Genomic DNA, 15,881 nt, shown 5'->3' with positions numbered 1-15,881 from the left:
GATCCTATTGCTTCAAAGACCAACCCAATGACCGTCTACCTGGCCCGACTGGCGCCCTCCAGTCAGCTGACCATGCGTTACGTTTTGCAGGATGCGGCCGACCGTCTGGGGTTCGAAGACATGAACGTCGAGGACATTCCCTGGCATCAACTCCAGCCCGACAACGTGATTGCGCTGGTCGCGGCGTTGCGCGAAGACGGGTACGCGCCGAACACCTCTTCGCTGTACGTCAACGCGGTGCGCGGGGTGATGAACGAAGCGTGGCGCATGAGCCTGATCAGCCAGGAACACCTGCTGAAAATGCGTACGGTAAAGGGGATTGCCGGCACTCGGTTGTCCCAGGGCCGCAACCTGCGGCGCTCGCTGATTCAGGAAATGATGGCGGTGTGTGCCGCTGACCCGCGTCCTCAAGGGTTGAGAGACGCAGCGATCATCGGGATTTTGTATGGCTCGGGGATGCGTAAATCCGAGTCGGTGAACCTGGACCTGTCACAGGTGGATTTCAGCGAGCGCAGCTTGCAGGTCACCGCCAAGGGCAACAAACAGTTGATCAAATACGCCCCGGCCTGGGCTTTTGAAAAACTACAGGCCTGGCTGGAACTGCGCCGTTCGCACCTCAAGGAAGGCGAGGTGGACGACCCGTTTCTGTTCAACCGCATCCGTCGTGGCAGCCACATCACCCGCGAGCGCATCACCAAGCACGCGATCTATTACATCGCCCGTCAGCGCGGCGCGCAGGTCGGGGTGAAAATCATGCCCCACGATTTTCGGCGTTCGTTCATTACCCGGGTGATCGAAGAACACGACCTGTCGATCGCGCAGAAACTCGCTCATCACAGCAACATCCAGACAACGGCCAACTACGACGTGCGCGACGACAACGAGCGGCGGCGTGCGGTGGATCGCTTCGATCTCTGATGTTCACGGTTCGCTCAGCACATGGGCATGGCCGATGGTCGAGACGTGAACCGCACTGCCAGCGGGTGGCGCGTACATGCCGGAACCGCGCACCATCAATGATCGACCGTGCGGGTCGCCGGCAACGGTAGGCTGCAACTCCACGGTCAGGGTGCAGGTGTTGCCGCTGAAATCCCGCTCGGTCACCACGGCGCGGCACCCGGCGACTTCGGTCGGGCTGGGCTGGATGCTGACCAATTGCAGCTGCTCGGGGCGCAGCATGATCTGCGCCGATTTGTTGTTGCGGTGGTTGTTGACCGGAATTCGGCCCAGATCGCAATGGGCCCAGCCGGCCTCGATCCGGGCGGGCATGACCACGGCGTCGCCGAGAAACAACGCGGTTTGTTCATCGTCCGGATAGCGGTAAAGGTCCAGCGGATGGCCCGACTGCACCAGCCGACCGTCGCGCATCACCGCCAGTTGATCGGCGAACGACAACGCTTCGCTCTGGTCATGGGTCACCAGAATGGTGGTGACGCCGGCGTCGCTCAGCAACCGTGCGACCATTTTGCGCATGGCGCCGCGAAGGCCGGTATCGAGTGCCGAAAACGGCTCATCCAGCAACATCAAGCGCGGCTGCTGCGCCAGGGCCCGCGCCAGTGCCACACGCTGTTGCTGGCCGCCGGAAAGCTCATGGGGCCAACGTTTGCCCATGCTCGAATCGAGAGCCACGCTGTCCATGAGCTCGGCGACTCGCTGGTGTTTGGCGTCACCCTTGGTCGCCAACCCGAAACCGATATTGGCGGCCACGGTCATGTGCGGGAACAGGGCGCCGTCCTGGGGAACATAGCCAATCAGGCGCTGGTGGGCCGGGACTTCATGGGTGTCGTCGACGAGTGTCTGGCCATCCAGCGAAATACTGCCCGTGTCCGGAAATTCGAAGCCGGCGATCATCCGCAACAACGTGGTTTTGCCGGAACCTGAGGGGCCGACAATGACTGTTCGGCTACCTTTGGGCACCGACAGGCTGACGTTCTCCAGCGCTCGCTGAGAACCGTAACATTTGCAGATCGAGTGGAGTTCCAGAGCGTTCATCGGCCAGCCGTTCGTTTGGATTGGTGATAAAGAAGTCCGGTCAACGGAAGCGACAGCACAATCATCAGCAGGGCATAGGGCGCCGCGGCGGCGTAGTCGATTTCGCTGGTCAGTGCCCAGAAACCGGTGGCCAGGGTGCGCGTGCCGTTGGGGGCGAGCAACAGAGTGGCGGTCAGCTCATTGGTGATCGCCAGAAACACCAGCGCAGCACCCGCGGCAGCCCCCGGCGCGGCCAGGCGCAGGGTGATCAGCCACAAGGCCCGCGCAGGCGAACGGCCGAGGCTGCGCGCCATGTATTCCAGTTCTATCGGCGCCTGCGCAATGCCTGCACGCAAACTTACCAGGGCGCGGGGCAAAAACATCAGCAGATACGCCAGCAACACCATGACCGTGGTCTGGTAAATAGGCCGGGCGAAATGAATCGTGATGGTGACCAGGGCCAGGGCCACGACGATCCCGGGCAACGAACTGGTGATGTAGTTGCAGCCTTCCAGCCATCGTTGTAGCCGCCCCGGTGAGCGGATCGACAGCCAGGCAATCGGAATGGCGGCGCCCGTGGTGAGGATTGCGCCGCAAATCCCCAGCAGCAGGGTTTGTTCCAGCGCGGGCATCAGTTCGGCCAGGTCCCAGACTTGCGTGCCGCCGGCGATCAGCCATTTGCCAAGGGTGATCAGCGGCACACCGAGTGCCAGCGCGCAGGTGGTGATTTGCAGGATCAATCCGAACACGGTGGCTTGCGCGCCCAGACGCACAACCCGCTGTTCACGAGCGCTGCCGGAACCGACCCGGGCGTAACGCGCTGTGCCGCGAGCGGCGGATTCGACGGTCAGCATCAGCAGGCAACACAGGGCGAGCACGCTGGCCAGCATGTGCGCGGCGGGGCCGTTGAAGGTGGATTTGAACTGATCGAAGATCGCCGTGGTGAAGGTGTCGAAGCGGATCATTGCGTACAAGCCATATTCGGCCAGCAGGTGCAGACCCACCAGCAAGGCGCCGCCGCAGATGGCCAGGCGCAGTTGCGGTATCACCACTCGCCAGAAGATTGCCCAGGGTTTGAGCCCAAGGGATTCGGCGACGTCTTCGATCGCCGGGTCGAGCCGGCGCAGGGTCGCCGCGATCGGCAGGTACAGGAACGGGAAGTAGGCGATCACCGAGACCAGCACCCCGGCAAACAGGCCATGGATCGGTGGAACCAGGCTGACCCACGCATAACTGTGAACGAACGCCGGCACAGCCAGCGGCGCGGTGGCCAACAACGACCAGCCCCGTCGTCCCGGCAGGTTGGTGCGTTCGGTCAGCCAGGCCAGGGCCAGGCCAAGCACCACGCACAGGGGAATGGTGATCACCACCAGCAACACGGTGTTGACCAGCAATTCGCCGACACGTGGCCGGAATACCAGCGGCACCAGCGTCGCCCAACCGGTTTGTATCGACACGCCGATGACGAAGGCAATCGGCATCAATGCCAGCAGCGACACCAGCACCGACAAACCGACCACCCACGCGCCCCCGCGACCGGCGAAGATGCCGCGGGCGCGGCGTCGCAGGTTGTCGGGTATCGCCGTGGGGATACCCGTTGGCAGGGTTTCAGGCATCACTTAAAGCAGTCCCGCCTGAGTCATCAGCTCCACGGCTTTTTTGCTGTCGAGTTTTGAGGCATCGACCGCAGGGGCGTCGAGCTGCTGCAAAGGCACCAGTTTCGGATTGGATTCGGCGTTTTTGCCCACGGCATATTCAAACGATTTGCCGGTCTTGAGAATCTCCTGGCCGTCCTTGCCGGTGATCCATTTCAGCAATGCCTGGGCCTGTTCCTTGTGTTTGCTGGATGCCAGAACGCCGCCACCGGAAATGCTGACAAACGCGCCGGGATCCTTGTGCTTGAAGTAGTGCAGGGCGGTGTTCTTGCTGTTCTCGCCGGTCTTGGCCTGGTCGCCGAAGCTGTAATAGTGATAGATAACGCCGCTGTCGATCTGCCCGGCATTAACCGCTTTGAGCACCGAGCTGTTGCCACGATAGGCGGTGAAGTTGGTTTTCATGCCTTTGAGCCATTCGAGTGTGGCTGCTTCGCCCTTGAGTTCCAGCACGGCAGCGACGATGGCCTGGAAATCGGCCCCGGCCGGCGAAGCGCCCCAACGACCTTTCCAGGCGGGGGTGGCGAGGTCCATCAGCGATTTCGGCAGGTCCGCTTCAGGCAGTTTGCTCGGGTTATAGACAAACACCGTGGAGCGCGCGGCGATCCCGACCCATTTGCCGTGGGCCGGACGATAAGCCGCATCGACTTGCTCCAGCGTCGTTGGCGCAACCGGTGCAAACAGCCCCGCATTGTCCACCAGCACCATGGCCGGGGAGTTTTCAGTCAGAAACACATCAGCCGGGGAGGCGGCGCCTTCCTGCACGATCTGATTGCCCATCTCGGTGTCGTCGCCATTGCGCACGGTGACCTTGATACCGGTTTCCTTGGTGAAGCCCTCGACCCAGGCTTTGGTCAGGCTTTCGTGTTGCGCGTTGTAGACCACGATGCCGTCGTCCGCTGCAAACACCTGTCCGGCGCTGAGCAGTGTGGTGGCCAGCAAGGCTGTTTTGAGGAAGGAAGGGATAGGGGGGATCATTCTGTCGGCAGCTCCTGTTCTTGTTGGAAGTCATGCACGTCTATTCGCTGGCAAATCGATGCGAACCGTTTGCAGGGTGTGAGTCGCAGGGAATGTAGAGAGCAAAATGAGAAAATAACGTCAAAGAAACCGTTAATGCATGTCATTTTCATTCAGATTAGCAGCACCTCGGCTCCTTGCCCGATGGATCTGAATCAAACGATGTCATCATTGACTGGATGGGCAGCCTCTCGACGCTCCGCCGGCAGCCTGACTGATCGCCGCGGCCAGACGCTTGACGTTGTTTTGATGCGCCACCACCAATTCATCGATGCTGGGGCCGGAGGGGGTCTGCAAGGTGCTGCGGCAGGTCAGCAGCGTGGCATCGCTTTCGCCGAGGTTGCGCAGGCGCCATTTGACGTCGATCAATGCATATTGCCCTGGAATTGAGTCGAAGCGCTGCACATCCAGGCGCACGGACAGTTTGCGCTGAGGGTTAGTGTTGAGCAGTTGATCGACCATGGCGCTGCGCAATTCATCCACCAGACTGGCGGCCCACCATTCGGTTTCGAGTATGGCCAGGCCGCTGTTGCCCTGGCGGATGACGATCTGCGGACGATCAACCTGAGGCGGAACGCTGATGCCTTCAATCTGAATCTCCGCCGCACCGGCCCTGGATTGAGTGCCCAATTGGGTCGGCATCAGGGTGTGGAACTGGATTGGATCACTGCGGCAAGCGGTGAGCAGTAACAGCGCGGTGACCAAGGTGATCTTCAGCGATAAAGCCATGGTGTTGCTCCTGTGGTCAGTTGCGCGGTGGTGCCTGTAGGTCGATCGGTGCGGCATTATTGGGTCGGCCGCGAATCAGCGATTCCGGATGCCGTCCCAGGTAATCCGAGAGTTCACGCAAGGAGCGCGACATGCGTCCGAGTTCGTCCAGGGTCTGGGTCAACTGTTCCCGCTGCGGTGAGTCTTCGGCCAGGGTCGAACTGGCCGATTGCAGCGTCTTGCTGACATCGGCCAGGGTGGTTTGCACGCCCGGCAAGGTCTTGGCGTTGAACTGGGCGAGGCCTTTGCGCAGTTCGACGAGGTTGCTGTCCAGATTGCCGGCAATCCGCCCGATCGGCAGTTGATTGATCTTGTCGACCATGCCTTCCAGTTTCTCCTGCAACTGTTCGAGGCTGCCGGGGACGGTGGGAATACTGACCGGACGGACGCTCGGGTCGAACGCGACTTTCTCGGCCTTGGGGTAGAAATCCAGCGAGATGTACAGCTGGCCGGTCAGCAGATTGCCGCTACGGGCCTGGGCGCGCAGACCGTTCTCGATAAAGGTGCCCATCAACCGCACACCCGCAGCTTCATCATTGGGATCATGATTGAGCGCCTGTAGCATTTTGGTGTGGGCCATACCGAGGCGCTGCGGGTAGATCACGATGCCGACGTTGACCGGGAAGGTGCGCTTTTTCGCATCGAAATCCAGATTGATCGACACCACTTTGCCGAACTCCACACCGAGGAACTCCACCGGTGCATCGATCTTGAGGCCGCGCAGGGCCTGGTCGAAACGCAGGCTCAAGTATTGGCCCTTGCCACTGGGCGGGGCGAGGGCCGTTTGCTGGTCGGAAAACAGTTCGTAGGCATACTCTTCCGGCGCCGGTTTATCGTTGGGGCTGTACTCCGGCGCGCGAAAGGCGATGCCGCCCACCAACAGCGAGGACAACGACTCGGTCTTCACTGCGAAGCCATTGGCGCCCACGCTGACGTCGATGCCGCTGGCGTTCCAGAACCGGGTATTTTCGGTGACATAGGCGTCATTCGGTGAGTGAATGAACAGGTCGATGTTCACGCCTTTGCCGTCAGGGTCCAGGGCGTAGGCCACGACCTGGCCGACCGGGATTTTCCGGTAGTAAACCGGCGAGCCAATGTCCAGCGACCCGAGGTCCTGGGTGTGCAAGGTAAAGCGTTTGCCCGGCTCGCCATAGGTGATGGGTGGCGGATTTTCCAGACCCGTGAAGTTTTTCGAGCGGTTGTTGGCCTGGCCTATGTCGGCGCCGATGTAGTCACCGGAAAGCAACGTGTCGATGCCCGACACGCCGCCGGCACCGATACGCGGGCGCACCACCCAGAACTGCGAGTCTTCGCGGGTGAAGCTTTCCGCCGTTTTGGCGAGTTTGATCGTGGCGTTGACACTCTTCTGATCGTCGCTCAGTTCCACGTCCGAGACCTGCCCGATCACCACGTTGCGGTATTTGACCTCGGTCTTGTTGGCGGTGAGGCCGTTGCCGGTCTTGAAGGTGACGGTGATGGTCGGGCCTTCCTGCATCATGCTGTGGACGACCAGGGAAATGCCCACCAGTACCGCAACGATTGGCACGATCCAGACCATCGAAATGCTGAATCGACGGGTCTTGATGGGGGCCTGCCCAGGGGCTTGCGGCCCGTCAGTGGCTTGCGACTTCATCCATGTCCTCCTCGTTTTGTGAGGGTTGATCGCGCTCCTGATCCCAGATCATGCGCGGATCAAAACTCATCGCTGACAGCATGGTGAACACCACCACCAGACCAAAAAACAGAATGCCCGGGCGCGGTTCGATATCGGCCAGGGCCTGGAACTTCACCAGTGAGGCCACCAGGGCCACCACGATCACATCGAGCATGGACCAGTAACCGATGACCTCGACGAAACGGTAAAGCTTCGAGCGTTCCTTGCGCGCCCACAGGCTGTCGCGCTGCACCGTGACCAGCAACAGCATCAGGGCGCCGAACTTGATGCCCGGCACCGCGATGCTGGCGATAAAAATGATCAGGGCAATGTCCCAGGCGCCGTGCTGCCAGAAATCCAGCACGCCACTCATGATCGTGCTGTCAGCGCCGTTGCCGACCATTTTGGTGTTCATCACCGGCAACAGATTGGCCGGGATGTAAAACACCAACGAGGCCAACAGGTAGGCCCAGGTCCGGGCCAGCGCGTTGGTTTTGCGCCGATGCAGTGGCGCGCCGCAGCGCTCGCATTCGTGGGGATCATGGGTCATGTCACAAGCCAGCCCGCAGCTGTGACAGAGGCACAGGTTGAGTTCGCTGGCGACCGGAGGCCTTGTCATAAGGTGTCCCACAGATCACGGACATCGCGCCCGGCGATGCGGATCATCATCAGGCTGAGCACGGCCAGCGCAAACAGACCGATGCCGGGCAGCACATCCAGCAGCCCGGCGAGTTTGATCACCGCGACCATCGCCCCCAGCAGGCAGACTTCGAGCATGCTCCAGGGCCGCAGGGTTTCCAGCCAGCGCATGCAGAATTTAAAGCCGGGTGCGCGTCGGGAGGCGAGGGCGTAGCTCAGCACCCAGATCAACAACAACAGCTGGAAGATCGGCGCGATGATCATCGAGATCGCGGCCACCATGGCGATGAAGGTGATCGGTCCCAGGCTCAGGGCCAAGACCGAATCCCAGAGGGTTGCGCTGTTTTTCAGGCCTTTGAGGCTGATGCTCATGACCGGGTAGAAATTGGCGAAAATCCACAGCATCAACGCCGTCCAGGTCAACGCCAGGCGTTGTTCCACCGTCAGGCCGTTATAGCGCTGGAGCACACCGCCGCAGCGCGTGCACAGGGTTTTTTGATGTTTGGCGAGCGTGACTTTTTCATACACGCAGTCGCAGTGCTCGCAGATGATCAGTTGGTCAGTCGTAGCCATAGGCCGCACTCGCCAGAACGCAGGAAAGTCAGAGCACCTCCTCAATATAGAAGTGCCTTGCGATTGAGCAAATCGAAAGGCCTAAACATTTCATTGGGATAGACGGCGACCTGTGGCGAGGGGGCTTGCCCCCGTTGGGTTGCGCAGCAGCCCCAAAATTCAGGTAACTGTCAAAATATCTGGCAGCGCTTCGCACTCCAACGGGGGCAAGCCCCCTCGCCACAGGTACTCAGCCAACCAGTTCGCGCAGGCGATACCACAACATCCCAAGCGCCAGCAGTGGCGAACGCAGCATCGGCCCACCGGGGAATGTCATGTGCGGTACAGCGCTGAACACATCAAACCCTTGACTGTGCCCGGCATGAATCGCTTCGCCCAACAGCTTCGCGCACCAATGCGTGACGTTCAGCCCATGCCCCGAGTAACCCTGGGCATAAAACACATTCGGGTGCTGACTCAAGCGGCCAACCTGCGGAAAACGATTGGCAGAAATGCCGATCCGGCCGCCCCATTGATAGTCGACACGCACATCGCGCAATTGCGGGAAGACCTTGAGCATCTGCGGGCGCATGTACGCCGTGATGTCGGCCGGATCGCGCCCGGAATAATGACAGGCGCCACCGAACAGCAGGCGCCGGTCCGCCGAGAGCCGGTAGTAATCCAGACCGACTTTCTGGTCGCAAAGCGCCAGGTTCTGCGGGATCAACTGCGCGGCGACCTCAGGTGCCAAAGGCTCGGTGGCGATGATGTAGCTGCTCGCCGGGAGTACCTTGCCGCTGAGTTTCGGTTCGAGCTCTTCCAGGTGTGCGTTGCAGGCCAGCACCAGGCTGCCGGCGCGCACGGTGCCACCGGCACAGCGAACCTGCACCGTACTGCCATGGATCAACTCCAGTACCGGGCTCTGCTCGAAGATCTGCACGCCAAGGGATTGCGCCAGTTTTGCTTCGCCCAGCACCAGATTGAGCGGGTGCAAATGGCCCGAGCCCATGTCGATCAGGCCACCGGCATACACACCTGAATCCACCACTTGCTGACGGATCTGCTCCGGCCCGACCAGACGGGTTTCATGGGCGTAACCTGATTCGGCCAGACTTTCCTGCTCCGCCTTGAACGCCGCGAACTGCGCCTGGGTGTTGGCCAGCTCGCAGAAGCCCCAGCGCAGGTCGCACTCAATCCCGTGTTCACGGATGCGATTGCCCACCAGTTCAACCGATTCCACACCCGCACGCTCCAGATAGCGCACGCCGTCCTCACCGACATGCCGGGTGAAACCGCTGACGTCATGCCCGATGCCGCGGATCAGTTGCCCGCCATTGCGTCCGCTGGCGCCCCAGCCGATCCGCCGGCCCTCCAGCAGAATCACCGAAAGCCCGCGTTGAGCCAGTTCGATCGCGGTATTGACCCCGGTAAAACCGCCGCCGATCACGCAGACATCGGCCGCAAGGTCCGAGGCCAGCGTGGGGTAGGACGTCAGGCCATTGGCGGTGGCCGTGTAATAGGAATGTGCGTGTTCGTTATTCATTGGTTGGACTTCACTTTGCTCCAGGAACGGGTCATCAGTCGCATGATCGCCTGGGGCGGGGTGGTCGAAATGTAGAGTTTGTCGAGGACTGCCTGGGGCGGGTAAACCTCAGGGTTGTTCACCAGTTCAGCGTCCATGTATTGCTTGGCGGCCGGGTTCGGGTTGGCGTAACCGACGGAGGCGCTGACCTTGGCAATCACTTGCGGATCGAGCAGGTAGTTGATGAAGGCGTGGGCTTCTTTCTGGTTGCCGGCATCGGCAGGAACCGCCAACAGATCGAACCACAAGTTACTGCCTTCCTTCGGGATCGCGTAGGCGATGTTCACGCCGTTCTTGGCTTCCTTGGCCCGGTTCGCGGCCTGGAACACGTCACCGGAATAGCCGAAAGCCACGCAGATGTCGCCGTTGGCCAGGTCCGACACGTACTTGGACGAGTGGAAATAGGTGATGTACGGCCGGATGCTCAACAGCTTGGCTTCGGCTTTTTTGAAGTCCTCGGGGTTCTCGCTGCGCGGGTCCATGCCCATGTAATTGAGAATCGCCGGGAACACTTCATCGGCCGAGTCCATCATCGATACGCCGCACTGGCTGAGCTTCTTGATATTTTCCGGCTCGAACAGCACGGCCCAGGAATCGATGCGGTCGATGCCGAGCACTTGCTTGACCTTGTCGACGTTGTAGCCAATGCCGTTGGTGCCCCACAGGTACGGCACGGAATGCTCGTTACCCGGGTCGTTTTTCTCCAGCAGCGCCAACAGTTTCGGGTCGAGGTTCTTGAAGTTGGGCAACTGCGCGCGGTCCAGTTTAAGGAACGCGCCGGCCTTCACCTGACGTGCCAGAAAGTGGTTGGACGGCACGACCACGTCATACCCGGTGCGGCCGGCGAGCAACTTGCCCTCCAGGGTTTCGTTGGAATCAAAGACGTCGTAGGTCACCTTGATCCCGGATTTGGCCTGGAAGTCAGCGAGGGTGGTTTCGCCGATGTAATCGGTCCAGTTGTAGACGCTGACGGTGGGCTGAGCCTGGGCAACAGCACTGAACAGCACGGCCAGCGCGGCCGGAACCATGGATTTCAATAGACGCATTCGACACCTCTTCTAATTATTGGATTCTTCCGCATTTTTTCTGGTGTCCTGGCGGCCGCCATCGCGAGCAGGCTCGCTCCCACATTTGGAATGCGTTCCCCTGTGGGAGCGAGCCTGCTCGCGATGAGGCCTTCACAGACAACGCAAATGTCAGACGCTAAGCATCAGGAATTCACGCTCCCAGGAGCTGATCACCCGTTTGAAGTTCTCGTGTTCGGCACGCTTGACCGCCACGTAACCGCGCACGAATTTGTCGCCCAGATACCGGCCGATGGTTTCGCTCTCTTCCATCTGCGTCAGCGCATCCTCGATGGTGATCGGCAGGCGCAGGTTGCGGCGCTCGTAGGCTCGGCCTTGCACCGCCGCACTCGGCTCGATGCGTTCAACCATGCCCAGGTAACCGCACAACAAACTGGCCGCGATCGCCAGGTACGGGTTGGCGTCAGCCCCCGGCAAGCGGTTTTCCACGCGCATCGAATCCGGCGTGGAGGTCGGCACACGCAGGCCGACGGTGCGGTTTTCTTCGCCCCATTCGACGTTGACCGGTGCCGAAGTGTCCGGGAGGAAGCGGCGGAACGAGTTGACGTTGGGCGCGAACATCGGCAGCACTTTCGGAATGTACTTTTGCAGGCCGCCGATGTGGTGCAGGAACAGCTCGCTCATCGTGCCGTCGGCATTGGCGAAGATCGGCTGCCCGGTCGCAATGTCGACCACGCTCTGGTGGATGTGCATGGCGCTGCCGGGCTCATCGCCAATCGGCTTGGCCATAAAGGTCGCGGCGACGTTGTGCTTGAGCGCCGCCTCACGCATGGTGCGCTTGAACACGGTGATCTGGTCGGCGAGGTCCAGCGCGTCGCCATGACGGAAGTTGATTTCCATCTGCGCCGGGCCGTCTTCGTGGATCAGCGTGTCGAGGTCCAGGCCTTGCAGTTCGCACCAGTCGTAGACGTCTTCGAACAGCGGATCGAATTCGTTCGCGGCGTCGATGGAAAACGACTGACGACCGCTTTCCGCACGGCCCGAACGGCCCAGCGGTGCCTTGAGTGGCAAGTCCGGGTCTTCGCAGCGTTGGGTCAGGTAGAACTCCATTTCCGGCGCGACAATCGGCCGCCAGCCTTTGTCGGTGTACAGCTGCAGGACTTTCTTAAGTACGTTGCGCGGCGACAGTTCGATCGGGTTGCCGAACTTGTCGAAGGTGTCGTGGATCACGATGGCGGTCGGCTCGATGGCCCATGGAATCACGTAGACCGCGTCGGCGACGGGCTTGCAGACCATGTCGATGTCGGCCGGGTCGAGCAGGTCGTAGTAGATGTCGTCGTCGACAAAGTCCCCGGTTACCGTTTGCAACAACACACTTTCCGGCAGGCGCATGCCTCGCTCATGCAGGAACTTGTTGGTGGGTGCGATTTTGCCGCGTGCAATGCCGGTCAGGTCGCTGACGACACACTCGACTTCGGTAATCTTGTGATCTTTCAGCCAAGTGAACAGCTGATCGAAAGGGGCATTCATAAAGACCTCGTTATTGGTTTTATTAACGCCGGGGAGGGTGGTTTCATCCACCACACACTTCCCCTGAGACGCGTTGACGACTATCTTGGGCGAGCCTTGCGGTTCCATCTATCCACTTTCAGCAGCACCAAAACGCACCAAACGAGTGCGTAAGGTCATTCATGTCAGCGTCCAGTCCGATCCAGGTTCAAGCGTTCAACACCGACGATGTCGCCGCGCAAATCCGCGCCACGCCGGGTTGGGTCCAGCATTATCAGCAGATGTCGCCGGGGCATTTCGCCGGGCGTGTGCGCTACCTGGACCTGCAAGGCGTGGAGATTTACGAAGAGCAGATGAACACCCGGGTCGAGCAGAATTTCAGCGCGCCCGAGGGTTCGCTGGCGTTCTGTTTCGATCGCAGCGACAACGCGCTGTATGTGTTGAATGGCGAAAGCCGCAACATCTGGATCACCCCGGAGAACTATCAGGAAGTCGCGGTGGTGTTCGGTCCGGAGTTCGTTCAGCGTCACGGTTTGAATGTCGCACGGCTGGAAGGCTTGTTCATGTCACCGCTGAACTCGGGGCAGAACGCCTTGTTCAGCCGCTGGCTGAGCGGCACCTTGACCCGGCTCGCCGAAACGCTCGACCCGCCCAGCAAAGAAGCGCTGACCCAGCAACTGCTCGAGGATTGCCTGTACATCCTCGACAACGCCTGCGTGTGCCTCGATCGCGGCGGCCTGCAGCGCCGCACCGAAGAACGCGCGGTGATGAAACGCATCGGCGAATGGGCCGCCGATTCACCGGAAGAAACCCTCAACCTGCTGGAGCTGTCCCAGGTCGCCGGGGTTTCCCTGCGGCAGTTGCAGCACGCGTTCAAGGCTTTCACCGGGATGACGCCGACCCACTGGCTGCGCCTGCGCCGCCTTAACAGCGCACACCGCGAATTGCTCGCGCGAACACCGAATGACACCACCGTCGCCGAAGTGGCGATGAACTGGTCGTTCTGGCATTTGGGGCGGTTTTCCAGCAGTTACCGGGCGTTGTTCAAGGAGCTGCCGAGTGAAACGCTCAAGCGTGCGGTTAACGCTCGCGCAACACTGACGTCGCCATAGCCGGTTTTATCAAGTGGTTGATGCAGGTTTCGCCAGCTCAATACCCGCCGCGCCCAACCGTTTGAGGATTTCAAACAGCAAATCGCTCTTGGTCGTGCCGACAATCCTCGGGCTGCTGACGTAACCGGTGACCGTCAGCGTGATGCCCTCGGGGCTCAGTTTGCTGAACCGAACGAAGGGCGCCGGTTTGTCGAGGATGGTTTCGTGCTCGGCGTAGGTGGTGTACAGCAGGTTTTGTACCTCCTCGGGGTCAATGTCCAGCGGGAACATCAGTTCCAGTGTCGCCACCCCTTGTGCGCTGCCGCCGAGGGTGACGTTGCGCAGGTTCTGCGAAATCAGTTGTGAGTTGGGCACGATGACGATCGAGCGGTCGCTGAGTTGTATTTCCGTGGCCCTGACGTTGATGCGGCGGATGTCGCCTTCGACGCCGCTGATGCTGATCAGGTCGCCGACCTTGACCGGGCGTTCGGTCAGGAGGATCAGGCCGGAGACGAAATTCTTGACGATTTCCTGCAAGCCGAAACCGATCCCCACCGACAAGGCGCTGACGATCCACGCCAGATTGGTCCATTTGATGCCCAGAGACGATAGTGTCAGCAGAATCACCAGGGCATAGCCGATGTTGGCGAACAGTGTGCTGAGGGAAGCGCACATGCCGGGGTCCATGTCGGTCTTGGGCAGGAACTCGTTGTCCAGCCATCGGCGCAGTGTGCGAATCAGGTAGATACCGACGAAAAGGGCCAGAAGCGCATTCAACAAGTGGCCCGGGATGATATTGAGTTTGCGCAGGCCATCGCCGCCGAGGATGGCGAACGTCTGGGTGAACAATTGCCCGAGTGTGGTGCCGACACCACCGACAAACAGTGAAATGACCGCCAGCAGCATTAAACCGGCACGACCGACCCCGGACAGAATGATCGACACTTGTTCAAGACGCACATCGCCGATCCCGAGCAACTGTTTGAGCGCTTTGCCGCTGGGGCTCTTGGGAGAAAACAGGTACTCGCAGCTGTCTCTGAACAACTGGGTCAGCAAGTAGAAGCCGGACAGGATGATAAAACCCCAGACCAGTTGGTAGGTGATGAATCGCGCCAGGGAGATGTAGCCGATCAGCAGGGCAATCATCGCGACAACAATGGCGATACCGGCGAATGAGTAAATCAGGCCGGCGACGGTGGTACTCGATTCCGGCGCCTCCCCGGTGGCCGCCACGGCTCTGCGGACTTTGCTGGCCCGCAGGAACAACGTACCGATAATCAGGGTGACCGCCAGCGCGATCAAACCCCGGCCGAAGAGGATGGCGGGCGGGCTCATGCCGGTGACGTTGGTGATCTGTGCCAGGCCCACCAGAATCAGCAGCGTGACGGCCAGCATCCCGGGGAACGGCTGGATCGCCAGTGCCACGGGATCGGCAATCGCCGGCAGTCGCCAGGAGGGATGTTTGGTCGATAGCATCGCCCGGCTCAGGCCGGTAATCAGGATGCAGACGTAGATGACTTTTTCGAATTCTTCGGCAAAGTTCTGAATCAGGGGCGTCAACGGCAGTTGTCGGGTCAGCGCATAAAACAGCAGTTGCATCGCAATAGCGGTGGCCAATACCGTGGCTACAACGGAAGCCAGTGCGAGCGAACTTCGCCGCAAACGTCCTTCCGGCATTCGATGAATACACACCCAGGTCAGCCCGCGCTCGGCGATTCTTCGGCCCCAGGACCAGATGCCCACGGCCAGCAAGATCAAGGCGACGGCAAACAGACGCTCGCCGGGTTGCCAGGCATTCTTGATGGCGCTGGAGGCCTGCTGGAGGAAATTGCTCAGCCGCTGGCGGTCCTCCTTCAGCGGATTGAACAACGGCGCCCAGAATCCCGGGCCCAGGATGCTGCCGCTGCGCAACGTGACTTCGGTTTCCAGCAGGCTGCGGCGAATGCCGGCGATTTGAATGATGAGGTCGGCGGCATTGTTTCGAAGCGCCGTCAGGGTTTTCAGATTGGAGTCGACTTTGGTCTTTTGTTCGGAGAGGAAGGCCCTTTGCGTCGAAATATCCGTTTTCTCGGACGCGACATCCTCCTGTGATACCGGGCCCAACACATCAAGCTGGGCTTGCAGTTGCTTCTGTTCGGGCAGCAGGGATGACTGGAGGCTGTCCACATCGTTGATAAACGATTGCACGGAGTCTTGCAGGCCGGTCATTTGGGTAAGGTTATTGGCCAACGAAATCTGTTGCTTGATTCGGTCAAGGCGGAGTTGCAGTTCCAGCAGATCACTCTGGGAGATAGCAACAGTCGCGGTGCCTGACATAGGGGTTGGCGTCGCCGGCAGGTCGGCGGCCGACACCACTCCGCCACTGGTTCCAAGCAGCGTGAGCACGACGAACATCATTAACTTCAATGCATTACGCATGGG

General features: G+C 60.4%; 13 protein-coding genes. 2 read left to right on the top strand and 11 right to left on the bottom strand.

Going from position 1 to position 15,881, the window contains the following annotated elements:
- The first annotated feature begins 27 nt into the window (after positions 1-27).
- Entirely contained in the window at positions 28-918 is an 891-nt protein-coding gene (gene xerC / locus DJ564_RS16945) for a tyrosine recombinase XerC (RefSeq protein ID WP_109631665.1), read from the top strand.
- A 3-nt stretch (positions 919-921) separates the two neighbouring features.
- Here xerC and DJ564_RS16940 read toward each other — a convergent pair whose 3' ends face one another.
- The 10 genes from DJ564_RS16940 to DJ564_RS16890 all read right to left on the bottom strand — a co-directional run bounded on the left by DJ564_RS16940 (position 922) and on the right by DJ564_RS16890 (position 12,390).
- On the bottom strand, positions 922-1,992 hold the full coding sequence (locus DJ564_RS16940; RefSeq protein ID WP_109631662.1) for an ABC transporter ATP-binding protein: 1,071 nt from the start codon (positions 1,990-1,992) through the stop codon (positions 922-924).
- The gene (locus DJ564_RS16935; protein WP_109631659.1) at positions 1,989-3,587 is read right to left on the bottom strand and encodes an iron ABC transporter permease; all 1,599 of its coding nucleotides are present in this window, start codon (positions 3,585-3,587) and stop codon (positions 1,989-1,991) included. The genes DJ564_RS16940 and DJ564_RS16935 overlap by 4 nt, the downstream gene beginning before the upstream one ends.
- 3 nt (positions 3,588-3,590) lie before the next feature.
- Positions 3,591-4,601 (bottom strand): iron ABC transporter substrate-binding protein, encoded by a 1,011-nt coding sequence (locus DJ564_RS16930; RefSeq protein WP_109631656.1) that lies wholly within the window; start codon positions 4,599-4,601, stop codon positions 3,591-3,593.
- A 207-nt stretch (positions 4,602-4,808) separates the two neighbouring features.
- The gene (locus DJ564_RS16925; protein ID WP_109631654.1) at positions 4,809-5,369 is read right to left on the bottom strand and encodes a membrane integrity-associated transporter subunit PqiC; all 561 of its coding nucleotides are present in this window, start codon (positions 5,367-5,369) and stop codon (positions 4,809-4,811) included.
- A 16-nt stretch (positions 5,370-5,385) separates the two neighbouring features.
- Positions 5,386-7,041 carry an intermembrane transport protein PqiB gene (locus DJ564_RS16920; RefSeq protein ID WP_109631651.1) on the bottom strand — a complete coding sequence of 552 codons (1,656 nt, stop codon included), beginning with the start codon at positions 7,039-7,041 and terminating at the stop codon, positions 5,386-5,388.
- Positions 7,022-7,681 (bottom strand): paraquat-inducible protein A, encoded by a 660-nt coding sequence (locus tag DJ564_RS16915; RefSeq protein WP_109631649.1) that lies wholly within the window; start codon positions 7,679-7,681, stop codon positions 7,022-7,024. Before DJ564_RS16915 ends, DJ564_RS16920 begins: the two co-directional genes overlap by 20 nt.
- Complete coding sequence (locus tag DJ564_RS16910; RefSeq protein WP_109631646.1) at positions 7,678-8,274, bottom strand: paraquat-inducible protein A; 597 nt, start codon at positions 8,272-8,274, stop codon at positions 7,678-7,680. Before DJ564_RS16910 ends, DJ564_RS16915 begins: the two co-directional genes overlap by 4 nt.
- Before the next feature lie 229 nt (positions 8,275-8,503).
- On the bottom strand, positions 8,504-9,796 hold the full coding sequence (locus DJ564_RS16900) for an FAD-binding oxidoreductase (RefSeq protein ID WP_109631640.1): 1,293 nt from the start codon (positions 9,794-9,796) through the stop codon (positions 8,504-8,506).
- A complete protein-coding gene (locus tag DJ564_RS16895) occupies positions 9,793-10,881 on the bottom strand; it encodes a polyamine ABC transporter substrate-binding protein (protein ID WP_109631637.1) in 1,089 nt (362 codons plus the stop codon). Before DJ564_RS16895 ends, DJ564_RS16900 begins: the two co-directional genes overlap by 4 nt.
- Before the next feature lie 150 nt (positions 10,882-11,031).
- On the bottom strand, positions 11,032-12,390 hold the full coding sequence (locus DJ564_RS16890; protein WP_109631634.1) for a glutamine synthetase family protein: 1,359 nt from the start codon (positions 12,388-12,390) through the stop codon (positions 11,032-11,034).
- A 161-nt stretch (positions 12,391-12,551) separates the two neighbouring features.
- Between DJ564_RS16890 and DJ564_RS16885 the strand changes: the two genes are divergently transcribed.
- Complete coding sequence (locus DJ564_RS16885; RefSeq protein WP_109631632.1) at positions 12,552-13,481, top strand: helix-turn-helix domain-containing protein; 930 nt, start codon at positions 12,552-12,554, stop codon at positions 13,479-13,481.
- Between the two features lie 9 nt (positions 13,482-13,490).
- Here DJ564_RS16885 and DJ564_RS16880 read toward each other — a convergent pair whose 3' ends face one another.
- A complete protein-coding gene (locus DJ564_RS16880; RefSeq protein WP_109631629.1) occupies positions 13,491-15,878 on the bottom strand; it encodes a DUF3772 domain-containing protein in 2,388 nt (795 codons plus the stop codon).
- Positions 15,879-15,881 lie beyond the last annotated feature (3 nt).

Origin of the sequence: Pseudomonas sp. 31-12 (assembly GCF_003151075.1) — a bacterium.
In the GTDB taxonomy this organism is placed as follows: Bacteria; Pseudomonadota; Gammaproteobacteria; order Pseudomonadales; family Pseudomonadaceae; genus Aquipseudomonas.
The sequence above is the reverse complement of the archived record's forward strand: the minus strand, read 5'-3'. Positions and strand labels throughout refer to the sequence as shown.